The organism is Streptomyces sp. URMC 129 (genome assembly GCF_051386415.1).
GTDB lineage: Bacteria > Actinomycetota > Actinomycetes > Streptomycetales > Streptomycetaceae > Streptomyces.
The window spans coordinates 1-23,661 of sequence record NZ_JBPQTQ010000024.1; the positions used below are offsets into that span (position 1 = coordinate 1).

At 73.9% G+C, this 23,661-nt stretch carries 24 protein-coding genes and 1 pseudogene; 17 read left to right on the top strand and 8 right to left on the bottom strand.

Going from position 1 to position 23,661, the window contains the following annotated elements; genetic code table 11:
- Nucleotides 1-204: 204 nt before the first annotated feature.
- Nucleotides 205-483, top strand: coding sequence for a hypothetical protein (locus ACSNOC_RS07490; protein WP_436746475.1), 279 nt, complete (start codon nucleotides 205-207; stop codon nucleotides 481-483).
- Nucleotides 484-528: 45 nt separating this feature from the next.
- On the opposite strand, the gene ACSNOC_RS07495 is transcribed toward ACSNOC_RS07490, so the two are convergent.
- Complete coding sequence (locus ACSNOC_RS07495; protein ID WP_436746476.1) at nucleotides 529-1,224, bottom strand: type 1 glutamine amidotransferase domain-containing protein; 696 nt, start codon at nucleotides 1,222-1,224, stop codon at nucleotides 529-531.
- A 209-nt stretch (nucleotides 1,225-1,433) separates the two neighbouring features.
- Here ACSNOC_RS07495 and ACSNOC_RS07500 point away from each other — a divergent pair, with 209 nt between their 5' ends.
- Complete coding sequence (locus tag ACSNOC_RS07500) at nucleotides 1,434-2,393, top strand: LysR family transcriptional regulator (RefSeq protein ID WP_436746477.1); 960 nt, start codon at nucleotides 1,434-1,436, stop codon at nucleotides 2,391-2,393.
- Between the two features lie 149 nt (nucleotides 2,394-2,542).
- Nucleotides 2,543-3,148, top strand: a complete 606-nt coding sequence (locus ACSNOC_RS07505; protein ID WP_436746478.1) for a TOPRIM nucleotidyl transferase/hydrolase domain-containing protein — start codon at nucleotides 2,543-2,545, stop codon at nucleotides 3,146-3,148.
- 255 nt (nucleotides 3,149-3,403) lie between these two features.
- On the opposite strand, the gene ACSNOC_RS07510 is transcribed toward ACSNOC_RS07505, so the two are convergent.
- Nucleotides 3,404-3,958, bottom strand: a complete 555-nt coding sequence (locus ACSNOC_RS07510; protein WP_436746479.1) for a peptidase inhibitor family I36 protein — start codon at nucleotides 3,956-3,958, stop codon at nucleotides 3,404-3,406.
- Between the two features lie 197 nt (nucleotides 3,959-4,155).
- On the opposite strand from ACSNOC_RS07510, the gene ACSNOC_RS07515 reads away from it, so the two are divergent.
- From ACSNOC_RS07515 to ACSNOC_RS07545, 7 genes are all read left to right on the top strand, one after another.
- Complete coding sequence (locus tag ACSNOC_RS07515; protein ID WP_436746480.1) at nucleotides 4,156-4,872, top strand: phosphotransferase; 717 nt, start codon at nucleotides 4,156-4,158, stop codon at nucleotides 4,870-4,872.
- 382 nt (nucleotides 4,873-5,254) lie between these two features.
- Complete coding sequence (locus ACSNOC_RS07520) at nucleotides 5,255-7,174, top strand: hypothetical protein (protein WP_436746481.1); 1,920 nt, start codon at nucleotides 5,255-5,257, stop codon at nucleotides 7,172-7,174.
- 136 nt (nucleotides 7,175-7,310) lie between these two features.
- Nucleotides 7,311-7,868, top strand: coding sequence for a Fur family transcriptional regulator (locus ACSNOC_RS07525; protein WP_436746514.1), 558 nt, complete (start codon nucleotides 7,311-7,313; stop codon nucleotides 7,866-7,868).
- Nucleotides 7,856-8,086, top strand: coding sequence for a hypothetical protein (locus tag ACSNOC_RS07530; RefSeq protein WP_436746482.1), 231 nt, complete (start codon nucleotides 7,856-7,858; stop codon nucleotides 8,084-8,086). Before ACSNOC_RS07525 ends, ACSNOC_RS07530 begins: the two co-directional genes overlap by 13 nt.
- A gap of 4 nt (nucleotides 8,087-8,090) precedes the next feature.
- Nucleotides 8,091-9,161 (top strand): CobW family GTP-binding protein, encoded by a 1,071-nt coding sequence (locus ACSNOC_RS07535; RefSeq protein WP_436746483.1) that lies wholly within the window; start codon nucleotides 8,091-8,093, stop codon nucleotides 9,159-9,161.
- Complete coding sequence (locus ACSNOC_RS07540) at nucleotides 9,158-10,192, top strand: WD40 repeat domain-containing protein (RefSeq protein ID WP_436746484.1); 1,035 nt, start codon at nucleotides 9,158-9,160, stop codon at nucleotides 10,190-10,192. The genes ACSNOC_RS07535 and ACSNOC_RS07540 overlap by 4 nt, the downstream gene beginning before the upstream one ends.
- Nucleotides 10,189-10,623: a (2Fe-2S) ferredoxin domain-containing protein gene (locus ACSNOC_RS07545; protein WP_436746485.1), complete on the top strand. Its 435-nt coding sequence runs from the start codon at nucleotides 10,189-10,191 to the stop codon at nucleotides 10,621-10,623. The genes ACSNOC_RS07540 and ACSNOC_RS07545 overlap by 4 nt, the downstream gene beginning before the upstream one ends.
- Nucleotides 10,624-10,708: 85 nt before the next feature.
- On the opposite strand, the gene ACSNOC_RS07550 is transcribed toward ACSNOC_RS07545, so the two are convergent.
- Nucleotides 10,709-11,449: a class I SAM-dependent methyltransferase gene (locus ACSNOC_RS07550; protein ID WP_436746486.1), complete on the bottom strand. Its 741-nt coding sequence runs from the start codon at nucleotides 11,447-11,449 to the stop codon at nucleotides 10,709-10,711.
- Between the two features lie 448 nt (nucleotides 11,450-11,897).
- Between ACSNOC_RS07550 and ACSNOC_RS07555 the strand changes: the two genes are divergently transcribed.
- Nucleotides 11,898-13,292, top strand: a complete 1,395-nt coding sequence (locus tag ACSNOC_RS07555) for a DUF7507 domain-containing protein (RefSeq protein ID WP_436746487.1) — start codon at nucleotides 11,898-11,900, stop codon at nucleotides 13,290-13,292.
- A gap of 39 nt (nucleotides 13,293-13,331) precedes the next feature.
- Here the strand turns inward: ACSNOC_RS07555 and ACSNOC_RS07560 are convergent, their stop codons facing one another.
- Complete coding sequence (locus tag ACSNOC_RS07560) at nucleotides 13,332-14,243, bottom strand: MFS transporter (RefSeq protein WP_436746488.1); 912 nt, start codon at nucleotides 14,241-14,243, stop codon at nucleotides 13,332-13,334.
- On the opposite strand from ACSNOC_RS07560, the gene ACSNOC_RS07565 reads away from it, so the two are divergent.
- Together ACSNOC_RS07565 and ACSNOC_RS07570 are read left to right on the top strand one after the other, a co-directional pair.
- Nucleotides 14,128-15,033, top strand: a complete 906-nt coding sequence (locus ACSNOC_RS07565) for an AfsR/SARP family transcriptional regulator (protein ID WP_436746489.1) — start codon at nucleotides 14,128-14,130, stop codon at nucleotides 15,031-15,033. The two genes, ACSNOC_RS07560 and ACSNOC_RS07565, sit on opposite strands and share 116 nt — an antisense overlap.
- 354 nt (nucleotides 15,034-15,387) lie before the next feature.
- Nucleotides 15,388-16,776, top strand: a complete 1,389-nt coding sequence (locus ACSNOC_RS07570) for a DUF2252 domain-containing protein (protein WP_436746490.1) — start codon at nucleotides 15,388-15,390, stop codon at nucleotides 16,774-16,776.
- A gap of 42 nt (nucleotides 16,777-16,818) precedes the next feature.
- Here the strand turns inward: ACSNOC_RS07570 and ACSNOC_RS07575 are convergent, their stop codons facing one another.
- Entirely contained in the window at nucleotides 16,819-17,352 is a 534-nt protein-coding gene (locus tag ACSNOC_RS07575; RefSeq protein ID WP_436746491.1) for a hypothetical protein, read from the bottom strand.
- 269 nt (nucleotides 17,353-17,621) lie between these two features.
- Between ACSNOC_RS07575 and ACSNOC_RS07580 the strand changes: the two genes are divergently transcribed.
- The 3 genes and pseudogenes from ACSNOC_RS07580 to ACSNOC_RS07590 all read left to right on the top strand — a co-directional run.
- A complete protein-coding gene (locus ACSNOC_RS07580; RefSeq protein WP_436746492.1) occupies nucleotides 17,622-18,029 on the top strand; it encodes a YciI family protein in 408 nt (135 codons plus the stop codon).
- An 8-nt stretch (nucleotides 18,030-18,037) separates the two neighbouring features.
- The gene (locus ACSNOC_RS07585; protein ID WP_436746515.1) at nucleotides 18,038-19,183 is read left to right on the top strand and encodes an RNA polymerase sigma factor; all 1,146 of its coding nucleotides are present in this window, start codon (nucleotides 18,038-18,040) and stop codon (nucleotides 19,181-19,183) included.
- A gap of 156 nt (nucleotides 19,184-19,339) precedes the next feature.
- A pseudogene (locus tag ACSNOC_RS07590) lies at nucleotides 19,340-19,645 on the top strand (VanZ family protein); the annotation flags it as partial.
- Nucleotides 19,646-20,546: 901 nt separating this feature from the next.
- Here the strand turns inward: ACSNOC_RS07590 and ACSNOC_RS07595 are convergent.
- Together ACSNOC_RS07595 and ACSNOC_RS07600 are read right to left on the bottom strand one after the other, a co-directional pair.
- Nucleotides 20,547-20,936 (bottom strand): cupin domain-containing protein, encoded by a 390-nt coding sequence (locus ACSNOC_RS07595; RefSeq protein WP_436746493.1) that lies wholly within the window; start codon nucleotides 20,934-20,936, stop codon nucleotides 20,547-20,549.
- Nucleotides 20,937-21,845: 909 nt separating this feature from the next.
- Entirely contained in the window at nucleotides 21,846-22,205 is a 360-nt protein-coding gene (locus tag ACSNOC_RS07600; RefSeq protein ID WP_436746494.1) for a MerR family transcriptional regulator, read from the bottom strand.
- Nucleotides 22,206-22,257: 52 nt separating this feature from the next.
- Between ACSNOC_RS07600 and ACSNOC_RS07605 the strand changes: the two genes are divergently transcribed.
- A complete protein-coding gene (locus ACSNOC_RS07605; RefSeq protein ID WP_436746495.1) occupies nucleotides 22,258-23,094 on the top strand; it encodes an NAD(P)-dependent oxidoreductase in 837 nt (278 codons plus the stop codon).
- Between the two features lie 21 nt (nucleotides 23,095-23,115).
- On the opposite strand, the gene ACSNOC_RS07610 is transcribed toward ACSNOC_RS07605, so the two are convergent.
- Nucleotides 23,116-23,598 carry a carboxymuconolactone decarboxylase family protein gene (locus tag ACSNOC_RS07610; protein WP_436746496.1) on the bottom strand — a complete coding sequence of 161 codons (483 nt, stop codon included), beginning with the start codon at nucleotides 23,596-23,598 and terminating at the stop codon, nucleotides 23,116-23,118.
- Nucleotides 23,599-23,661 lie beyond the last annotated feature (63 nt).

Consider the following 23,661-nt stretch of genomic DNA (forward strand, 5'->3'; position numbering starts at 1 on the left):
CCCCCGCGCCGCCCGACGCCTCCCCTCACCGCTCAGCCCGTCACCGGCCCCCCGCCGGGGAGCACGCCGGACAGCTGCTCACGGCCGGGGCGGTCGGCATGCTCACCGGGGGCATCGTGGACCGGGCGCTTCGTCCCGGAGGAATCCCGCGACCGCCTGATCCCGTCGCTGCGCGCGCCGCTCCCGCCGGCACGGCCGAGGCCCGTGGCCGCGGCACGTGCCGGGCTCTCCGTCTCCGGGTGCGCGGCCTCGCCGCCGTCGCGGGAGCGCTTGGTGCGGCACGCCCGCGACGACATGCGCGGGCAGGCGTTCGGTCCGGTACCGGCCCGGGGCCCCGCCCCGCTGCCGGGGGCCGCGCACAGGGTGGGCCGGGCCATGGCCACGACGGCCGTGCTGTCGCTGCTCGTCACCGCGCTGCCGCGCCGGGCACCACGGCGGTCGGGACGCCCGGCGATCCAGGCGCGGCACCCGGGACCTTCCTGAACGACCGGAAGCGGGAACGATCCGCCGGGCCGGGCCGGCATGGTCTCAGGCCAGCCTTCGCAGCAGTTCGTCGGCCAGCGGGGCGGAGGAGGCCGGGTTCTGGCCGGTGACCAGGGTGCGGTCGGTGACCACGTGCGGGGCCCACGGCTCGCCCTCGGCGAAGTCCGCCCCTGCCTCGACCAGCCGGTCCTGGAGCAGCCAGGGCGCCTGCCCGGCCAGCCCCGCCTGGGTCTCCTCCGCGTTGGTGAAGCAGGTCAGCCGGTAGCCGGCGAACGCGTTGGTGCCGTCCTCGCGCGTGGCGGCCAGCAGGGCGGCCGGCCCGTGGCAGACCACGGCCAGCGGCGTACCCGTGTCCAGCGCGCGGACCAGCAGTCGCCCGGAGTCGGCGCTGTCCGCCAGATCCTCCATCGGGCCGTGGCCGCCGGGGTAGAAGACGGCGTCGTGGTCCGTCACCTCCACGTCCTCCAGCCTCACCGGGCGCTTCAGCTCGGGCATCGCCTCCAGTGCCGCGGCGACCTCAGCGGCCTGCTCGGGGCCGCCGTTCACCTCCGGCGCGAGGCTGGCGCGGTCCACGGCCGGGACGACGCCGCCCGGGGTGGCGACGGTGATCTCGTGGCCGGCGGCGGTGAACGCCCGGTAGGGAACGACGGCCTCCTCGGCCCAGAAGCCGGTGGGGTGCTTGGTGCCGTCCCTCAGCGTCCAGTGGTCCGCGCCGGTCATCACGAACAGGATCTTCGACATGTGCGGTGCTCCGCGTCTCTCGGTGGTTTCTCGGCCGTCGCGCGGCGGTCTCCGCCGCCCGGGGCCGTCAGGGTGCCGATGCCCCGACCGTAGGACGGACTGCCCCAGGGACACCAATAGCGCCCGCGATGTCTCCCATCGGGATCCCGATGGGTGCCCGGCCGGGCGCCGGACGGGTACCCCGCGCGGGAGGGCCTAGAGTCGTCCGCGTGCCGCACCGACACCCCGAGGGGCCCGAGCGGGTGGCGGGGCCCACCCCCGGCGGGCCGGTCGACCTGAACCTCCTGCGTACCTTCGTCGCTGTGCACCGGGCCGGCTCGTTCACCGCTGCCGCGCACCTGCTGGGCCTGTCCCAGCCGACCGTCACGGCCCAGATCCGCACGCTGGAGCGGCGGCTGGGGCGCGAGCTGTTCGAACGCCTGCCGCGGGGCGTGGCGCCTTCGCCCTACGCGGACGAGCTGGCCGCCCGCCTCACCCCGCCGCTGGACGCGCTGACCGCCGCCGCGGGTGAGGGCCCGGGGCCGGGCGCGGCGGCGCCGGGCCCGGTGCACCTGGCGGGCCCGGCCGAGGTGATGGGCGCGCGCGTCCTGCCCGGGCTGGCGGAGCTGGCCGGGCGCGGCGTGCGGCTGCGCGTCACCCTGGGCCTGACCGATCCGCTGCTGGCGGAGCTGCGCGCCGGGCGCCACGACCTGGTGATCGCCAGCACCCGGCCGCGCGGGCGGAGCCTGGAGGCCGTGCCGCTGATGGACGAGGAGTTCGTGCTGGTCGCCGCCCCCGGGTGGGCACGGCGGATCGGCGCTCCGCGGCGGGTGGCGGAGGAGGGACCGGCGGCGCTGGACGCCGTGCCGCTGATCACGTACGCGGAGGACCTGCCCATCGCGCGCCGCTACTGGCGCTACGTCTTCGGCCAGCGGCTGACCCGGCAGGCCGCCGTGACGGTGCCCGATTTGCGCGGGGTGCTCGCCGCGGTGGCCGCGGGCGCCGGGTTCAGCGTGCTGCCGCGCTACCTGTGCCTGGCCGAGCTCGCCTCGGGCGCCGTCGTTCCGCTGCACGACCCGGAGGACCCGCCGCTGAACACGGTCTTCCTCGTCCAGCGGCCCGGCGCCCCCGCCAACCCGCACGTCGCGCTCGTCCGCGACCACCTGCTGCGCGCGGGCAAGGACTGGTAGGCCCCGCGGCCCGGGATACGGCCGCGGCGCCCCGGCCCGATGGCGTCCCGCCCGAGGACATCGCCACCCGTCCCTTCCCGGCGGACTTCCGCCCCCACCCGGGCGGGAATTCCCTACCGCGGTGGCGAGGCAGGGCGCAGACTCGTGTCATGGCTGACATGGGGGCGTTCCGGGAGGCGGTCGCCGGGTGGGCGGCCGGTGGACCCGGCGCTCCCGCGCGGGAACTGGCCGTGCGGCTGCCGGTCCGGGCGGTCGTCCTGCTCGAAGGGCCGAGCGACGCGGCGGCGGTCGGGGCGCTGGCCGCCGGGCGCGGACGGGACCTGGCGGCCGAGGGAGTGTGTGTCCTGTCGATGGGCGGTGCGATGGGCGTCGGGCGTTTCGCCCGTCTCCTGGGGCCGACCGGCCTGGACCTGCGCCTGGCGGGACTGTGCGACGAGGCCGAGCGTGGCTTCTACGCCCGCGGCTGGCAGGGCGAGCAGACGTTCTTCGTCTGCGCGGCGGATCTGGAGGACGAGCTCATCCGCGCGCTGGGGATGACGCGGGTGGAGGAAGTCGTCCGGGCCGAGGGCGACCTGCGCGCCCTGCACACCTTCCTGCGCCAGCCCGCACAGCGGGGCCGCACCCCACAGCAGCAGATGCGGCGCTTCCTCGGCACGAAGAAGGGGCGGAAGATCCACTACGGCCGCGCTCTCGTCGAGGCCCTCGACCCCGACCGCGTACCCGCCCCACTCGACGCCCTGCTCACCAGCCTCTGAACCGCCGGGCGACGGACGAGGCGGCCCGAGGGGCCGTCGCCGCACGCCGCGTCGAGCACGCGTGCGGTCCTCCTCGGGCCTTCCCTGTGCCGGACCGGTGCGCATCCGGACGTCATGGCCGCTGCTCGCCTTGACCCCATGGTGCCGCGGTCGCCCGTCGCGACGACCCACGCACGCACCACCCGACGCGGTGGACGCGACGTTCCTGACGACCGGTCGCCCGCCCTGGGGGCACCACCGCCCGGGGCGGCGGTCTCAGCCCGTCCGGACGAGGTCGGCGCGGTTGTCCCAGGAGCCGCCGTGCGGGTGGGCCTGCCGGCTCAGATCCGGGAACCCGGGACCGGGCGGGACTCCGAGGCTGGGGAAATCGTCGTACCCGTCGTCGACGATCTGTGCGAACATGCCGGAACGGTTGACGACGCCGGTGGCGCGGTCCTCGAAGCCGTAGTCGCTCAGGACATGAGCGCCGCCGACCGCCGGGAGTTGCAGCCGCGGCCCGGTGTAGCCGGCCCCGTCCCACAGACAGACGTAGTTCTGCGGGTAGTCCTCGCCGGCCAGGGTGCCGTCCCCGGAACGGGCCGGGGGCAGGTCCTCCCCGGCCCGGTAGGCGGCCTCGCTGCCGTAGCAGTGGACCTGGCCGTTCTCCCGCTGGTGGCAGATCCTGGCGTCCTCCCAGCCTTCCGCCAGGTTGATCGTCCCGCCCTGGTACCGGGCCAGGACCCCGACGTGCGCCGCCCGGTCCTGGTCCGCCGCGGCGGTGGACGCACCGCCAACGCCCAACGCGGCGACCAGGCCCACGGCCGCGGCCACCCGTCCGATCCCTCGCACCGTGCTCGCCCGAACTCACCCCCGGAATTCCGCGGCGCCCTGCCGCAGCACCGAGTGTGCCGGGGCCGCCCCCGGGGTGTCCTTGACGAGGGGACCACGGCCCTTGACGCGCTGTACGCGATCCGCGCCGCACGCGCCACCGGCCGGCGCACCCCGCCGGGGTGTCTATGCTGACGCCCGTGGCACAGGAGTTGGAGATTCCCTTGACCGGAGGCCGGATCACGAAGGGAGTCGTCCGCGTCGGGGACACGGTGCGGCGGCCGGTCGGGCCGCACTCGCCGTTTGTGCACCGGCTGCTCCGGCACCTGGAGGACGTCGGCTGCGACGCCGCGCCGAGGCTGCTCGGAACCGATGCCGAGGGCCGCGAGATCCTCGGCTTCCAGCACGGCGAGACGCGGACCGCCTTTCAGGCCCGTGACTGGTCGCCCGCCCAGATCACCGCGGCGGCACGGTTGTTGCGCCGACTGCACGACGCGACCGCCGGCGCGCCGATCGCGGGCGGCGAGGAGACGGTGTGCCACAACGATTTCTCGCCGCTCAACGTCACCTTTGTCGACGGGCTTCCCGCCTCCGCCTTCGACTTCGACCAGGCCGCTCCCGGCCCCCGCACGCGTGACCTCGCCTACGCCGCCTGGCTGTGGCTGCTGGGCGCCGACATCGCCGGTCCTCTCGACCGCCAACTGGCCCTCCTGCGCACCTTTCTCGGCGCGTACGGACTCGCGGACGAGGCCCGCCGGGGCTTCGGCGGGCGCATCGTCGCCCGGGTCGAGGCCGAGCGCGACTTCCACGACCGTGCCGGACGCGCCGTCGGCCCGGGCACCTGGCTGCACCATGAGATCGCCTGGCTCAGGGAACACGCCGACGCCATCGACCGGGGCGCGGGCAGCGAGACCTGACGGTGTGCCACATTCGGCGGACCGCGGAGGGCCGCACCGCCACGACACAGGAGACGGGCCTCCCGGGACGCCCGGCCGTGTCGCCTCAACCGGCGGCCCGCGGCGTCACGTCGCCCGCCGCTCGGCGCGACGACACGGTTGCCCGGGGCATGCGCGAGACGGGCCGCATCCCCAAGGGCGGTGCGGACGAACGATGCCCCCCCGGCCGGACGTTCACCGCCCCGCGTGCCGGGCGCGTGAACCCTGTCAACGGCCACGTGTCTTCATGTCTCCCACACCTCATCTCCGCATTCCCGCGCGGCTGAATACCCTGTCCCCGCACGCATCCTGAGGAGCGCGGGGGGTAGCCGCTCCTCGCTGCCATCACTCCTGGGGAGGACGTGTGAGGAGCAAGGAACGAGGGGGAAAGGACCGGAGCGGGCACCGGGAGAGACGCGGGCTCTTCCTCGCCACGGCCGCGGCGGCGCTGGCGGCCCTGGCCGCCGCCGCGACGGTGACCGGGCCGGCGGGCGCGGCGGAGGACGGGACCTCGGGCGACGCCCCCCGCGTCATCACCGCCGACGACGGTCGGCACATCGGCCTGATCGGTGACGACCCGGAACCGACCACCGTGATCACCACCGAATTCGGTGACCACCGCGAGATCAGCGATCTGGGCGACCCGCTCCCGGAGTTGCCCCCCGAGCTGACCGAACGGTCCGGGATCTCCGGGACGGCCGAGGCGACAGAGGCGACGCGGGAGGCGGAGGAGGCGGTGAATCCGGTCACGCTCACCGTCGAGGCCACCGACCGCGACGGTGCCGCGGCGACGAGCTGGCGCGCCACCTTCTACGAGTTGACGCGCCGCCCGATCGAGTCCTACTCGGTCTCCAGCGGGGACGGCACGGTCCAGTTGCCGCCGGGTGAGTACCTGATGACGGCGATGATCGGCTATCACCGGCCCGGCTCGGACGAGTACACCGGCCTCGACTGGCTGGTGCGGCCGTCGACCGTGATCACCGAGGACACGACCCTCACCCTCGACGCGGCCGAGGCCCGTGACATCAGCATGGCCGTCCCCGATGACGAGGCCGAACTGACCAGCCTCACGGTCGGGTTGGAGATCTGGTTCGACTTCCCGGTCCCGTACGGCCACTCGGTCACCATGACCGGCATGCCGGACGGCATCCGCACCGCGTACCTCGGCCCCGAGTCGGAGCGCTGGCGGGTCGCCGGCAGCGCGGCGAGCACCTGGGAGACCGGCGAACGCCTGTACCAGACCGCCGAGTACAACCCCGACGCGTTCTTCCACGGACTGACCGAGCACCCCCGGCGCGGCGACCTGGCCCGGATCACCACCGGTCTCGGCGCCTCCGTCCCCGGTCTGCGGGGTGTGCTCAGCGCGGAGCCGGTCGAGGGATCCGGCGGCGACATGGTCTTCCAGCGGGAACGCGAACTCCCGCAGACCCTCGACGTGTTCGTCGAGGCGGCGGAAGGCCCGTGGAGGCTGGACTTCTACCAGTTCGACGACCTCTCGTACGGGTACTCGGCGAAATCCGAGCCCACCGAATACGAAGCGGGCGAGCGCTACCGGACCACCTTCAACGTCGGCGTCTTCGGCCCCATGACCGGCCTGCCCGAGACCGGCCTGTTCCGCACCGGCAACGAAATCCACGGACTGGTGCGGCCGTTCTCGGACGGCGCCGGGCACCTCGGCTTCGCCCCCTCCTTCCGGGCGACGACCACGCTCTACCGCGACGGCGAGGAGTACCGGAGCTGGAACACCTCGATCGACCGGGCGCGGTTCGACGTGCCGCCGGACGAGGCCGCGTACGAACTGGTCAGCACGGTGCGCCCGGCGGCGCGGGCGGTGGACCCCGGGGATTCCGAAGGCGGCCTCACCGAGGGCCTGTCCGGGGCGGCGGCCGAGCCTGTCCCGCACACCTCGGTCAGCACGGAGATCACCACCGCCTACACCTTCACCTCCGCCGCGGGGCCCGACGGCGAGACCGTCCGGCTGCCCGCTTCCTCGGTCCGCTTCAGCCCACGCCTCGCGCTGGACAGCACCTCCCCGGCGGGTGAGACCCTCCGCGTGCCGTTCACCGTCGAGGGGTCGGCGGCGGACGGAAACCTGGCGTCGCTCGCCATCGACGTCTCCTACGACGGCGGTGAGACCTGGTCCCGGGCCCGCGTCCTGAGCGACGACCGGATCCGGGTCACCAACCCGCCCGCCGGCGGCACCGTCTCCTTCCGCGCGGAGGTCGAGGACGCCCAGGGCAACTCCATGACGCAGACCATCATCGACGCCTACCGCACCACCTGACCCACCCGGCCCGACCGCGGTGCCGCCGCCCACGACTCCTCTTGGCAAATGGAATTCATTTTCATGTAGAGTCCTGACCCGGTGCCGACGATCGAGTTGGGGGTGATCCGCCGTGGGCTGCCGGACGGCCGAGGACGTGGCGCATGCGCTGCCCGCCGGGCGAACGACGCGTCAGCGGGCAGCCGTTCTCCATGTCCTCGCGGATTGCCCCGACTTCCTCTCGGCCCAGCAACTGCACGCCCGTCTCGCCGCGGACGGGGCAGGCGTGGGGCTGACCACCGTCTACCGCGCGCTGCGCGAGCTGGAGGCGTGCGGGCGGGCCGACGTCGTGCGTGACGAGGCCGGCGAGCGGCTGTACCGGGTGCGTCCCGCCGGGGGACACCGCCACTACCTCATCTGCCGCTGCTGCGGCCGGAGTCGGCCGGTGGACTCCGAGGTGGTGGAGGCCTGGGCGGACCGGGTCGGGGCGGACGCCGGCTTCGCCGCCGTCGAGCACACCGTCGAACTCACCGGCGTCTGCGCCCGCTGCCGGCCCGCCGTCCCCGGTCGTTCCGCCCCGGCCGGTCACGCCGATCCCGCCCCCCGGGCCGCCGGGGCCGCCGGGGGCGACGGAATCACCCACGCCGACCAGGAAGCACCGCCATGCCGCTCGGAGCCCGCCCACCCCGCCCGCCGGCCCGGATGTCCGCACTGAAACAGACCGTGCGGCATCTGCTCGGCCTGGACGACGACACCGCCGTGGTGATCCAGCAGCTCGCCTGCGCCGAGCCGGGCTGCCCACCGCTGGAGACGGTCATCGCCGTCCTGCCGCCCGGCGGCCCTGCCCGCCGCTGGACCCTGCACCGCCCCGTCGAGCAGGTCACCGATGACGACGTGCGCACCCTGCTCGCCACCGCACCCGAAGGAGCCTGACCCCATGACCGACACCGCGCCCGCCCCGGAAGCGGCCCCGGCGGAAGGACCCGACCGATCCGGAGGACCCGGCCGGCCCGCGGACGACCGGGTGCCCGTCACCGTGCTGACCGGTTTCCTCGGCTCGGGCAAGACCACCCTGCTCAACCGGATCCTCACCGAGCACCACGGTCTGCGGATCGCCGTCATCGAGAACGAGTTCGGTGAGGTCGGCATCGACGACGCCCTCGTGCTCGATGCCGAGGAAGAGATCTTCGAGATGAACAACGGCTGCATCTGCTGCACCGTGCGGGGCGACCTGATCCGCATCCTCGGCGCGCTGATGCGCAGGCGCGAGAAGTTCGACCACATCCTGATCGAGACCACCGGACTCGCGGACCCCGCGCCCGTGGCCCAGACGTTCTTCATGGACGACGAGATCGCCGCCCGGCTCCGCCTGGACGCCATCGTCACCCTGGTGGACGCCGCCCACGTCCTGCGCCACCTGGACGAGGTCAAGCCCGAAGGCGTGGAGAACGAGGCGGTCGAGCAGATCGCCTTCGCCGATCGCGTCGTGCTCAACAAGACCGACCTCGCCGACGAGGCGACCATCGCCGAGGTCACCGCCCGCATCCGCGCCATCAACACCCCCGTCCAGATCATCCCCGCCCGGCACGCGAAGCTCGACCTCCGCCGGATCCTGGACGTCGGGGCGTTCGACCTGGACCGGGTGCTGGCCGACGACCCGGCCTTCCTCACCGACACCGAGCATCAGCACGACACCACCGTCACCTCGGTCGGCATCGACCTGCCCGGCGAGCTCGACGAGGACCGCCTCAACCGCTGGCTGGGCACCCTCCTGCGCACCCAGGGTGCCGACATCTTCCGCTCCAAGGGCATCCTCGCCCTCGCCGGCGAGTCCCGGCAGTACGTCTTCCAGGGCGTCCACATGCTGCTCGACGGCGAGTTCGGCCGCGCCTGGCAGGACGGCGAGGCCCGCCGCAACCGGCTGGTCTTCATCGGCCGCAACCTCGACCGCGATGCCCTGGAACGCGACTTCGCCGCCTGCCTGACCCCGGCCGGGGCCGCCGCGTGAGCGCCACCACCGCGCCCGGCGCCGGCCTGGGCACCGCCTGGAGCACCACCGTCGACGACGCGCCCGTCGGGCTCAGCGCGCGCGGCGGCCACCTCGCCGTCGCCGGAGCCGCCGGCATCGCCTGGATCCTCGACGCGGCCACCGGTGACGGCGCCGAGGCCCTGCGCCTGCCCGGCGGGCTGCTGAGCGTCGCCCTCAGCCCCGACGCCGGGCACCTGGCGGCCACCGGCCCCACCGGATACGCGCTGTGGCGGCGGGCCGACGGCCGGATCACCGCGCCCGATACCGGCACCTGGTCCGCCACCGCCGCCTGGGCGGACTCCGGGCGCGTCGCCGTCGCCTCCGGCCGCCGGGCCCTCGTCCTCGCCGCCGACGGCCGCGAGGTGTGGACCACCGAGCCCGCCGCCAGCACCGTCACCGACCTGGCCTGGATGCGCGACGGCCGCCGCCTGGCCGTCGCCGCCTACGGCGCCGTGCGCGCCCACGAACGCCACACCCCGGCGCCGGTCGCGACGTACCCGTACATCGGCTCGCACCTCGCGCTGGCCGTCGCGCCCACCGGCCGATGGATCTGCAGCGGCAACCAGGACGCCTCCATCCACATCTGGCGCACCCGCGACGGCGGCGAACTCACCATGTCCGGCTACCCGCAGAAGGTCGCCCGCCTGGCCTTCGACGACACCGGCCGCTGGCTCGCCGCCGACGGCGCCCCGGACGTGACGGTCTGGGACTTCTCCGGCAAGGGCCCGGCAGGCACCGCGCCCCGCTCGCTGCAGGCCCACGAGACCGTCACCGCCCTCGCCTGGCGGCCCGGTTCGGCCGGACAGCTCGCCAGCGGCGGTGACGACGGCACCGTCGCCCTGTGGCACGCGTCCGCCGGGCACCCCGGGGCCCGGCTGCGCCCGGCCCGCACCCTGCGGGGCGAGGCGGCCGTGGCCGCGCTGGCCTGGGCCGGACCCGGCCTCCTGATCGCCGCCCACCGCGACGGCCGGGTGCGGGCCCACCGGTTGCCGTCCCGGACCGGCCTGTGACGGCCGGTCCCGGCCCGCGGACCCTGATCGGCGCCGCCCGCGACCGTCCCTGCGCGGTGATCGTGTGCCGGGGGTGCTGCTGCGGCAACCCCGCCGTGCGGCCCGGCACCGGTCACGAGCGGCACCTGGACCGGATGCGGGCAGCCGCCGTCGCCTCCGGCGGACGTTTCACGGTCCGGACCACCGACTGCCTGGGGCCCTGCGGCCACGCCGATGTCGTCGTGATCCGGCCGTCCGGAGCGGGACGGCGGGGCGGCGGCAGGGCCACCTGGATCGGCTGGGCCATGGACGACGCCTGTGTCGACGACATCCTGCGCTGGGCCGCCGCCGGCGGCCCCGGCGTGGCCGAGCCGCCGCCCGCCCTGGAACTCCAGTTCATCCAGCCGGCGGGCAGCGCGCCGTTGGGCGCGCGCCGCCGTACACGCCGGTGACCCCCGACGGCCGGGGCCACGGCGGGACCGCCCCGGCCACCGGGCTGCGTGGGCGTCACCCCGCCGAGGACCGCCTCCGGTGGCTTCAGCCGCCGTGGGCTTCGAGGACGAAGAACGCGGCGTGGCCCTCCCCGGCGGTGCGGGCGCGCAGGCCGTGCGCGGCCCACTCCGCGCGCAGCTCCTCCTCGGTGACCACCCACCAGTGGTAGTCCACGCGGATCGAGGACACGCACCGGCCGTCGCGGAGCGTCGTGTAGGTCATGTGCCAGGTCAGGCAGTCCTCGCCGGCCGGCTCCGCCTCGGCCCAGCCCTCGTGGCGCAGGTCTCCCGCGCGGAAGGCGCCGCCCCGGGACGGGGGCACGGCGGTGGCCGTGTGCGGCGGGAGGTTGTTGACGAACGCCGCGCCTCCGGGTGCCAGACAGGTCGCGATCCGCTGCCACAGACGCCGGCGTTCCGGTGGCGGAAGGTGGCCCATGACGTTGAACGCCAGCAGGCCGCGCAGGCCCGGCGGCATGTCGAACTCCTCGGCGCCGGCGGCGATCACGGTGACGTCCCGGCACGCCCCCGGGTCGTCCATGAGCCGGGCGAACAGCGCCGTGCGCAGCGCCGGGGACGGCTCGACCGCCAGCACCGGAACGCCGGGCAGCGCGGAACGCACCAGCCGCACCCCGCGCCCCGATCCGGCGCCCACGTCCACCACCGGCCCCGACCGGGCGGTCAAGGCCCGCAGCTCCGCCGTCAGCGGGCCCGACATCTCCTGCCAGAACCCGGCGATGAGCGGATCGATGTACGGCGCGGACAGCGCGTAGGGATCGGCGGTCGGCATGCCCTTGGCCTCTTTCCGGCGTCGTCCGGCGTTCATGGCGGGGCCGCGGCCTTCGCCCCGTGGAGACCCATCCTACGATAACGGTACTCGTTTTCAATAAGCGGATCCGGTCTCCGGCCCGGCGACCCGCCGCCGTACCGCCGCCCTCCGGCCGGTCCGATGAGCGTTTCGGTCATCCGGCCGGGGTGTGACCGCCGGTCCCGGCGAGGCGGTGACGCGCCGTCAGCGCCGCCCCCGGTGATCTGTGCAGGCGACACGCCGTTCACCCACGGGGCAGGGGGCCGGGCAACCCCGCCCGGCGGGATTGGCCGGGACCACACCCCGGCCACTTTCCGCTCCGCGCCGCGTGTGTTGTGCTTCCCGTGCTCCACCCGCGCGCCGCGCCGGTCCCCGCGCGTCCGGCCGGCGGCGCGACCGGGCAGTGCCGAGCCGAAGGAAGGGGAAGTCAGTGACCATACCCGCCCCGATCCGTGTAGCGCTGGTCAACGGCAGCTTCGAGCAGCCGGTCGTCACCAACTACGAGATTCTGCCGGACACGTCGCAGACGCAGGCGCCGAAGCGGGTCCCCGGCTGGCGTACCACGGCGACCGATCACATGATCGAGCTGTGGCACTCCGGGTTCCAGGGCGTGCCCGCGGCGGACGGCGACCAGTTCGCCGAGCTCAACGCCAACCAGGTCGCCACGCTCTACCAGGACCTGCCGACCACCCCCGGCTCGGTTCTGTACTGGCGGCTGTACCACCGTGGCCGCAACGGCGAGGACACCATGGCGCTGGACATCGGTGCCCCCGGCGCGGTCGTCGAGCAGCGGCGCTTCACCGACGGCAACACCGCCTGGGGCAGCTACACCGGCACCTACACCGTGCCGGCGGGTCAGACGACGACCCGGTTCGCCTTCCGTTCCGTGTCGGCCGCCGGCGGGAACCAGGGGATCGGGAACTTCCTGGACGGGGTGTTCTTCGGCACCGCTCCTCTCGTGGTGCTCACCAAGGAGGCCGTCCCCGTCGGCCCGCTGGAGGTGGGCGACGTCCTCACCTACCGCGTCACCGCCCGGAACGAGGGCGGCGGCGCGGCCGAAGCCCTCACGCTGACCGATGTCATCCCGGCCGGCACGACGTACCTGCCCGGTTCCCTGCGCATCGTCGACGGTCCGAACGCCGGCCCCAAGAGCGACCAGGAGGGGGACGACCAGGCGTACCTCGACACCGGGAACAACCGTGTCGTCTTCCATCTGGGCGACGGCGCCTCCGGCGCGCAGCCGGGCAGCCTGCCCAACACCGAGACGCTGCCCGCGGGGACCACGGTGGAGTACCGGGTCACCATCGACGAGGCCGCCGCGGGCGGGCTGATCGCCAACACGGCCACCGCCACCTACGAAAACCGTCTCGGACCCACCCCCGAGCCGCTGACCGCCACATCCGGCGAGGCCGTCACGGAGGTCCGGCCGGCCGCCGACCTGACCGTGGTGAAGGCGGCCGACGCCACCACCGTCACCGTGGGCCAGACCGTGACCTACCGCCTCACCGTCCGCAACTCCGGCCCGAACCAGGCCACCGGCGTCACCGTCACCGATCCGCTCCCCGACACCCTCGCCTTCCTGTCCGCCACCGGCTCCCCGGGCACCTACGACCCGGACACCGGACTGTGGACCATCGGTACCCTCGCCGACGGGGCCTCCGCCACCCTCACCCTGCGGGCCAAGGCGACCGCGGCCGGCCCTCTCACCAACACCGCCACCGTGCGCGGCGAGGAGAAGGACCCCGACCCCACCGGCAACACCGACACCGTCACCATCTGCGTCACGCGCGCCCCCTCCTGCTGCGACCGTCCCTGCGACAACTGACCCGTCGGCCGAGGAGCGTGCCGCGGCCGGGGCCGTGCGCTACGCGGAGCGGACGGCCGGATCCGGTGCCGGTTCGGGCGGAGCCGATTCCGCACCGGCCGGATCCGGCCGGCGCAGCCGGGTGGAGAACAGCACGGCGAGCGCCATGAAGAGCCCGGCGACGCCGAACACGACGCTCAGGCTGTCGGTGAACGCGGTCGCGGCGCTCGCGCGTTCCGATCCGCTCAGCGTCGGGATGGCCGTCATCTCGACACCGCGCTCCTCGGCCTCGAACAGCCGGCGCAGCACCGTACCCAGCAGAGCCGCGCCGGTCGCGCCGCCGAGCAACTGGAAGAACCGCACGCCCGAGATGGCCACCCCCATCCGGGGCGGCGGCACCGCTTCCTGGACGACGGTGATCAACCGGCCGATCATCAGGCCGAAGCCGAGCCCCAGCAGCGTCAGCTCGGCGCGGAGCACCCACAGCGAGGTGTCCGTCCCGGTGCACGCGAACAGCAGCACCAGGTCCGCCGTCGCCGTCGCGGTGCCCGTGACCATCGCGGCGCGCAGCGGCAGGCCGAGCCGCTCACCGACCAGCCCGGACACCAGGATCCCTCCGGCGAGGAAGACCAGGAACGTTCCGGTGCCGGTGGCGCTGACGTCCCGGACGACCTGGAGATACGTCAACAGGTAGACGATCACGCCGGTGAGGGCCAGGCCCTGGAGGGCCTGGATGACGTAGCTGTTGCGCACGGCGGGGATCCTGAACAACGACAGCGGCATGATCGGTGACTCCGTCGTCGCCTGCCGCCAGAGGAACAGCGCGAGGCTGAGCACGCCGACGACCCCCAGCCCGATGATCGCCGGGGAGGTCCACGCATACCGCTCACCGCCCCAGTCACCGGCCAGCGCGCCGCCCAAGGTGCGCCGCGTTCTCGCGCTGCTGGTCGTGCGCGCGAACCAGATCGTCAATCCCGATGCCGTGATCGAAGAACTCTGGGGGCAGACACCGCCCAGGAGCGCGATGACGACACTCCAGACCTACATCTACCATCTGCGCCGGATGTTCGCCGAGGAAGGACTGGACAGCGCCGGAAAGGAATTGCTGATCACCCGACATCCCGGCTATGTGCTGCGGATTCCGCAGAACACGCTCGACTCCGAGATATTCGAGCGGCTGATCAGCGACGGTCAGGACCACCTCGAACGCGGGCTGTTCGGCCGGGCGGCGGCGGTGCTCCGCGAGGCGCTCGCGCTGTGGAACGGCCCACCGCTGGCCAACGTGTCACGGGGCAGCGCGCTGGAGGCGCACGTCGTGTGGCTGGAGGAGCGGCGCATGTCCGCTCTCCAACTCCGCATCCAGGCTGACCTGGAGCTGGGCAGGCATCACGAGATCATCGGCGAGCTGCGGTCGCTCACCGAGACCTACCCGCTCAACGAATGGTTCTCCAGCCGCCTCATCACCGCCTTCGCCTGCGCCGGCCGCCGCAGCGAGGCGCTCAAGACCTACCACCGGGTCCGCACCCTGCTGCAGAGCGAGCTGGGTCTCGACCCGTCGCCCGATCTGCAGCGGGTGCTGCGGGACGTGCTCTCGTCGACGATCCCCGAGCAGGTCGGCACGGCCCGGCACCGACCACGGCCGGCGGTCGACCAGGGGCATCGTTGCCCCGTGGCGCCGCGTCACGGCGCCGGACTTTCACGCCCGCTGACACCGCGAAAGGCGGACGCCCGCTCCGTGGGAGCCCCGCCACCGCCACCGTGAGCGCCCCCCGGCGGGGTTCCGAGTCCGCGCGGCTCGGGACCCTGCCGGGTCCGGCGGAGCCGGGCCTCGCGTTCCGCGACACCGGCAAACACGCCTTCGTCCCTCGGACCGCCTTCACAGGAACGCCCGATTGCGGACGGCGTCATCCCGCGGTCGACGACCGCCTGCCGGGGCCCGGGAGGACACCGCGATGGTGCGGGAGGCCGACGGCACAGGCGCGCCGCGCCGGATGTCCTGACCGATGGCCGTGGGGACGTCCGGTGACGCGGTGGCCTCCGGTCGCGGAGCGGAAGATACGGTGCTGCGGATCGCCGCCCCGGCGCGGGGCGGGAGGTGTCGGGAGAAGGGCGCGGCATGGAGCGGATACCGGACGTGGAGGGGTTCGTCACCCGGGGGAGACCCGGGGCACCGAAGGAGGAGGGCAAGGCGCTGCGGGACTCCGTGCCCCGGGCCGCCCACGCCGCCTTCACGGTGCCCACCGGACGGCCGGACCCGGTGACGGCCGTCGAGGCGTCGAACGCCGCCCGGCTGCCGCACCTGACGCCGATCCGGGTGGGTCGCATGGCCGCCGGGCCGTTCGCCTTCCTGCGCGGCACCGCCGGGCTGATGGCCCACGACCTGGCCCACGGCACCCCCGCCACGGGCCTGACCGCCCAGCTCTGCGGCGACGCCCACGCCGCGAACTTCGGCCTGTACGGCGACGCCCGGGGCCACCTGGTCATCGACCTCAACGACTTCGACGAGACCGCCCCCGGCCCCTGGGAATGGGACCTCAAACGGCTGGCCACCTCGCTGGTGCTGGCCGGGCGCGAGGCCGGAGCCGACGAGGACACCTGCCGCACGGCGGCCCGTGACGCCGCCGGTTCGTACCGCAGGACGATGCGGCTGCTGGCCCGGATGTCCGCCGCCGAGGCGTGGAACGCCGTCGCGGACGAAAAGCTGGTCTCGCACGCCGACGCCCACGACCTGGCGGGCACGCTGGCGCGCGTCGCGGAGAAGGCCCGGCGCAACACCAGTGCCCGCTACGCCGCCAAGTCCACCGAACGGCTCCCGGACGGCGGACTGCGCTTCGTCGACGCCCCGCCCGTCCTGTGGCGCGTCCCCGACGCGGAGGCGGCCGGGGTCGCCGCCTCGCTGGCCGGCTACCTGCGCACGCTCCCCGAGGACCGGCGGCCCCTGCTGGGCCGGTACGCCATCCACGACGTGGCGTTCCGGATCGTGGGCACCGGCAGCGTCGGGACCCGCTCGTACGTGGTGCTGCTCGTGGACCACCGCGGCGAGCCGCTGGTGCTCCAGGTGAAGGAGGCACGGCCCTCCGTGCTGCGCCCGCACCTGGCGCGTGCCGGGTTTCCGGTGCCCCCGGTGGAGCACGAGGGGCGCCGCGTCGTGCTCGGCCAGCAGCGCATGCAGGTCGTCTCCGACGTTCTCCTCGGCTGGACGACGGTGGACGGACGGCCGTTCCAGGTGCGGCAGTTCCGCAACCGGAAGGGCAGCGTCGACCCGGCGGCGTTGTCTCCGGAGCAGCTCGACGACTACGCGCGGATGACCGGTGCGCTGATGGCCCGCGCCCACTCGCACAGCGCCGACCCGCGCGGCATCGCCGGATACTGCGGGCGCGGCGAGGAGCTGGACGAGGCGGTGGCACGTTTCGCCGTCGCCTACGCGGAGCGCACGGAGGCCGACCACGCCGCCCTGGTGCGCGCGGTGCGCGAGGGCCGGATCGCGGCCGAGACCGGGGTGTGAGCACCCGCCCGCGCGGTTCACCCGCCACCCCGCGACGCGCCGTCAGGGTTGACCGCCTGTTCCAGGGGCACCGCCGCCGAGGATGCGCTTGACGGGCACCTCGATCCGCTTGCCGGCACCGCGATGATCCCGTCCGGGACGTGGCGGGGTGACGGTTCGCCGCGCAGGGCGGAGGTGACGGCGGCGCGGTCGTCGTCCAGTGCCGCTTTCGTCGGCGAGGACGACGAACAGCGGCATCCCGTAGTCGCCGTGCGGCTGTCCGAGGCCGGTGACGGGGGACTCGGCGCTCTGCGGCAGGCGTTCCGGGCGACCTCGTGGATATCGCAGGAGCCCATCCGGACGCCATTGCGGTTCGGGTGGAGTCGCGGAGCGGCCGTGGATGACGACGGTGCCGCGTGAGGTGAGAGTGATCCACTCCCCGTGGCGCCAGACGCCGGGGAACATGGCGAAGGGGCTGTCGTGGCAGCGGCGGCCGTCGGGGTCGTTCCGGGAGCCGATGGGCACGGAGGGGAGGGGCCGGGTGACGACCAGTCCGCCGACCTCGCCGACCAGCGGCTTGCCGCTCGGGAAACCCATCCTCGACGGCGGCCCCCGGGTTCGGGGCCGGTGTCCCGCCCAGGTGGACCGGCAGCGCCGGGACCCCACCGACGAAGGCGCTGCACTTGGCCGGTGCCGGTCTCCGCTCTCGCCATGCTGTGGACCCGGACCCCGCGAGAGGCTCACCCGGACTCGTCCACGAGACACCCCGAAAAAAACCGGACGGCGATGTCGAGAACCCGCGTCCGGCTCCGTCCCCGGGGTGAACGCGCCCACAATGGGTCGCACGAGCACCGAGGAGAACCACGATGGCCAAGTACCTGCTGCTGAAGCACTACCGCGGCGCCCCGGCCGCAGTCAACGACGTGCCGATGGACCGGTGGACGCCGGAGGAGATCTCGGCCCATGTGCAGTACATGAACGACTTCGCGGCCCGGCTGGAGAAGACCGGCGAGTTCGTCGACGGTCAGGCGCTCGCCCCCGAGGGAGCGTGGGTCCGCTACGACGGTGAGGGGCGCCCGCCGGTCACCGACGGACCGTTCGCGGAGACCAAGGACCTCATCGCCGGCTGGATGATCATCGACGTCGACAGCTACGAGCGCGCCGTCGAACTGGCCGGGGAACTGTCGGCCGCCCCCGGGGCGGGCGGCAAGCCGATCCACGAGTGGCTGGAGGTGCGCCCGTTCCTGACCGCGCCGCCCACCATCACGGAGTGACGTCACCGATGGACGAGGTCCTGCTCAGGAGCCTCACGCCAAGCGTGCTCACCGTCCTCGTCCGCCGCGGAGCCGACTTCGCGGCGGCCGAGGACGCCGTGCAGGACGCGCTGGTCGAGGCGCTCCGGGTCCGGCCGGCCGACCAGCCCCGGGAGCCGAAGGGCTGGCTGGTCACCGTGGCCTGGCGCAAGTTCCTCGACGCGACCCGGGCGGACGCCGCCCGCCGCCGGCGCGAGGACCGGGTCGAGGAGGAGCCGGCGCCCGGACCGGCGTCCGCGGTGGACGACACGCTCCAGCTCTACTTCCTGTGCGCCCACCCGTCGCTGACCCCGGCATCGGCGGTCGCGCTCACGCTGCGCGCCGTCGGCGGGCTGACCACCCGCCAGATCGCCCACGCCTACCTGGTGCCCGAGCCGACCATGGCGCAGAGGATCAGCCGCGCCAAGCGCACCGTCTCCGGCGTGCGGTTCGACCGGCCCGGCGACGTCGCCACCGTGCTGCGCGTCCTGTACCTCGTCTTCAACGAGGGCTACTCCGGCGACGTCGACCTCGCCGCCGAGGCCATCCGGCTCACCCGGCAGCTCGCGGCCCGGATCGACCACCCCGAGGTGGCGGGGCTGCTCGCCCTCATGCTGCTCCACCACGCCCGGCGCGCCGCCCGGACCGCGCCCGACGGCAGCCTGGTGCCGCTCGCCGAGCAGGACCGCGGCCGGTGGGACACCGCGCTGATCGCCGAGGGCGTCGGCATCCTGCAGGCCGCCCTCGCCCGCGACCGGCTGGGCGAGTTCCAGGCCCAGGCCGCCATCGCGGCACTCCACGCCGACGCGCCCACCGCCGAGGAGACCGACTGGGTGCAGATCGTCGAGTGGTACGACGAACTCGTCCGCCTGACCGACAGCCCGGTCGTCCGGCTCAACCGCGCGGTCGCCGTCGGGGAGGCCGACGGACCGCGCGCCGGGCTGGCGGCGCTCGCGGCACTGGACGACTCCCTGCCCCGCCATGCCGCGGTGGCGGCGTACCTCCACGAGCGCGACGGCGACCTGGCGACGGCCGCACGGCTGTACGCCGAAGCGGCCCACAAGGCACCCAACCTCGCCGAGCGCGACCACCTGACGCGCCAGGCCGCGCGCCTCAACGCCCGTCAAGGTCACTGACGGGCCGCGCCCGGAGCCGGTCGCCCCGCGGCACAACGCGTTGCCCGAGTGGTGACCCCACGGTGCGGCCCGATCTGGCGGTCGGCACCCCGCGACGGCCGTCCGCAGGGCACCGGAGCAGGAACCGGCCCGCCGGTGCAACGGACACCGCCCTGCAGCCTGGTCCCGGTGGTGGACCTGCTCACGATGGGGCCGCTCGGGATCCTCGGCAACCTGCTGGTGTTCGCGGCGCTGGGCGTCTTCGCCCCGATGCGGTTCACCGCGCTGGCGTCGGTGCCGCGGATCCTGGCGCTCGGGGCGGGCTGCTCGGTCCTGGTCGAGACCCTCCAGTACGTCCTGCGACTGGACCGGGTGTCCTCCGTGGACGACGTACTGCTCAACGCCACCGGCGCCGCCCTGGCCGCACTGGCGTCCCGCCGCTGGTGGCGCGCCCCGGCCGCAGCGCCGACCGGCAACCCCCGCCCGGCCCGGTACAGGCGGGCTGACCCGCCCGCGGTCCGGCAGACGGCCGGTCTCGGACCCGCTTCGGCACGGCGCCAGCCCCATGGCTCCGGGCAGACCCGGCAACCGGCGTGCGGCCCGGCGCCCCGGCGGGGCACCGGGCGCTGATCAGCGTGATGCCCGCGCTGACCCAGAGGGTGAGCACGATGACGAGCCCCGCCCACCGGCTGAACGTGGGCTTCTCCTCCCCGAGCCCGATGACCCGGAAGCAGTCAGGCAGGCGTTGACGAGCGAGCCCCGGCCGCCTCCGGGCAGGTGGTGCGGCCGGGCGGTGTCACGGTCCACCGCAAGCTACAAGTCCGAGCATCACCCCGCCCAACCCTTTCCCAACCCTTTCCCAGCCGTGAACACGACTCCGAACGGGCCCGTGGGCAGGGCGAATCCGGCGTGGCGGGCCGCCCGGCTGGTCACGGTCACGGTCCCGGCCGCCCCGACGCGAAGATGCCCGTCAGCGACAGGAGCATCAACGACCGGTCTCCGCTGAGACGCTCCGGAAGCGGCTCGGTGTCAGGGCGAAGAAGTCCCGGGCACCGGTCGACGCAGTGCGCCGCGAGACAGGTGAAGCCGGAGGAGGTGATCCGGTCATGGAATCCGAACGGCGCCCCGGTCCGTGCCTGGTGTCTTCGCACGGCAGCGGTAGGTGCGTATGGAACGATTCGGTGGACGAACCGGGTCGAGTGCCCAGGCCGCGTCCTGCTTGCCCGGGAACATGACGCTCTCCGTTGCCTGCCAGGCTCCGTTGTGCTGCCGCGGCCATCGGCGCATGCGATAGGCCGGGACAGCGGCTCGCCGTCCGCACGACCTCTCCGTGGACGTCCTCGCGTCGCGGGAACCGAAAGGTCCGGGGGCTGAGTCCGGCAGGTCACCAGCGACCGATCTCGAACCTGGCCTCGTCCGGGCTGTCCACGGGCCACGGCGGCACCGTCGCTGCGACGACCCGCAGTCCCTCACCTCCTGCCCGGAACTGGAACGTCGTGCCCAGGGGGATGGTCAGGCAGACCCCCGGCTCCAGCGCGGTGACCTCCTCGCGGCCGTCCTGGCTGCGCCACATCTCGCCCGCGCCCGAGACGACGAACCAGATCTCCTCCACGGTGGCGTGGGACACCGCTTTCGCGGTCTGCCCCGGTGCGAGCGTGAACTGGGCGAAGCTCGCCGCCCCGGGAAGCACGCACAGCGGCCGTACCGCCGAACCGTCGGGCGCGGTGACCTCGGGGGCCTGGTCGAGACGTGTGGTCGTGAAGCGTTCGGTCATGATCGCCACCATAGGGAATCCGGAAGCCGCCCATACGCTGAATCCTCACCGGTGACCGTCCCCTGCTCGTGCTGGCGGTCAAGGAGGAGGCCCAGTTCCTCGACACATCCCTGCCCGTCCTGCTGACCGGTATTGGCAAGGTCAACGCCGTGACCGCGCTCGCCGCGACGCTCACCCGCGGCCCGCCGCCGTCGGATGTCGTCAACCTCGGCACCGTCGGCGCCTTGCGCCCCGGCTGGACCGGCGGGACCCCTCACCGGCACGGTCATCCAGCACGACCTGGACAGCGACACCCTGCGCACCTGACCGGCGAGACGTACGGCGCGCCCCCTGACGGTGGGCGGCCCCAGCGGTCCCCCCTGGCCACAGGGGACTCCTTCTACGCGACTACCGCGTGTACAGGATGCCGGTGTCCACCGCCCGCTGCTCGTCCAGGGCTTCGCCCGCGATCGCCATCCGTGCTGCGGCGGCCTTGACCCCCTCCTCGTCGAGCACGGCATCCGGTGTCCCGCCATCGCCGAAGTCCCGGACTCTGTCGGCCGGTTCTCTGAGCAGCGCATCCCTCAACCCCGTAACCTCCTGAGGAAGCAGGGCAAAACAGTCGGCACTGATCAGGGTGTGTACATCCGGAACCAGGCCATCGGTCGCGGGAGAGGCGAAGAGAGGTCCCGTGCGCATCCTTTGCGCCGTGAGCAGCTCCGAGCGAGACGGCCGGTGGATGACCCCGGGCGGGGGCCCGGGATCAAGCCCGAATCGCCCCGGAACGGAGACAATCCCGAATACACCTTGCTCGCAAGCTCGTTGCCGTCACACGCGCAAGGCCGACGACAACGATCGCTCCGCGTCACCACCGAAAGTGCGACAGAGCCGCTCACTGGACAGACCCGCCACCTGCCGCGTGGCTCCGGGTCAGTCGGCTCGGCGGCGGCCGGCGAGGATCGTGTCGAGGGTGGCGCGGGTGGCTTCCAGTTCGGCGATGGCCTCGTCGATCCGGTGGCGATGCCGCACCAGCCCGTCGACCAGCTCCGGGCAGCCGGGTGTCAGCAGACCCTCGTCATCCACGACGCACGGCAGCATCTCCTGGATCTGAGCGGTGCTCAGGCCTGCCGCGAGGAGGACCCTGATCCGCCGCACGGCCGGCACATGCGCGTCGCAGTACACGCGATAGCCGCTCGGCCGCCGTTCCGGAGTCAGCAGGCCCTGCTGCTCGTAGTACCGCAGCGCGCGCTCGCTGACGCCTGTCCGCCGCGCCAGTTCCCCGATACGCATCCAGACTCCGGTGTTGACTCTGACGTCAATGTCAAGGTTTAGGTTAACCGGCATGACCTCCGTGACCGTCCTCGGACTCGGCCCCATGGGACGCGCCCTGGCCACCGCGTTCGCCGCCGCCCACCACCCCACCACCGTGTGGAACCGCACCCCGGGAAAGGGGAACGACCTCGACGCCACCGTCGCCGACACCGCCGCCGAGGCGATCGCGGCCGGCTCGCTCGTCATCGTGTGCGTGCTGGACTACCGGGTGGCGCGGTCGGTCCTCGACGCCGACGTGCTCAGGGGCCGCACCCTGGTGAACCTCAGCGGCGGCTCGCCGCGGCAGGCGCGCGCGATGGCCGCCTGGGCGGAAGAGCACGGCATCGACTACATCGACGGCGTGATCATGGCCACCCCGGCGGCCATCGGCGGGCCCGAGGCGGCCCTGTTCTACAGCGGGCCGGGCGACGCCTACGAGACCCACCGGTCCGCGCTGGCCGCGCTCGGCGAGAACGCGCACTACCTCGGGGAGGACCACGGCCGGGCCGCCGCGTTCGACGCCGCCCTCCAGGACCTGTTCTGGACGGCGATGAGCGGCGTGACGCACACGTTCAGGCTCGCCGCCGCGGAGAACATCGGCGCGGCCGACATCGCCGGGCACGCGAAGGCGATGCTCGGTTTCCTCCCCGACATGATCGACCAGGTCGCCGGGGAGGTCGCCGCGGGGCACTTCCCCGGCGACGCGGCCACGCTCACCTCCGTGGCGGCGACCCTGGACCACATCCTGAGCACCATCCGGGCGAACGGCCTCGACAACGGCGTCCTCGGCGCAGTCCTGGCCGAGGTGCGCCGGGCGATCGAGGCCGGGCACGGGTCGGAGGGATTCGGCCGGCTCGCCGCGCTGTAGCCGCGGACGCGGGGACGCCGATCAGGTGAGCGAGGCGAACATGCCGGGCTCGTAGGAGCCGCCCCGTTGGTGCGCGATCACGGCCAGCCGGTTGGCCGCGTTGATCAGGGCGACCAGGGCGATCAGCGCGGCGATCTGGTCGTCGTCGTAGTGCTCGCGCACCCGGCCCCAGGTCTCGTCGGACACGCCGTCATGGGTGTCGGCGAGCCGGGTGCCCTCCTCCGCGAACGCCAGCGCGGCCCGCTCGGCGTCGGTGAACACGGTGGACTCCCGCCAGGCGGCGACCAGATGGAGCCGGACCGCGGTCTCGCCGGCGGCCGCGGCCTCCTTGGTGTGCATGTCGACGCACCAGCCGCAGCCGTTGATCTGGCTGGCCCGCAGCGACACCAGCTCCTGCGTGGACCTCGGCAGCGGCGACTGGTGGATCACCAGGCCGGCGTTGGCGAACCGCTTGGCGAACTTGGCGGCGATCTCGTTGTCGAACAGGTTGAATCGGGCGTCCATGACCTCGTCCTCACTCGTGCATGGCGTACTGGACGAACACGAGACGCCGGCGCCCCGCCGCCT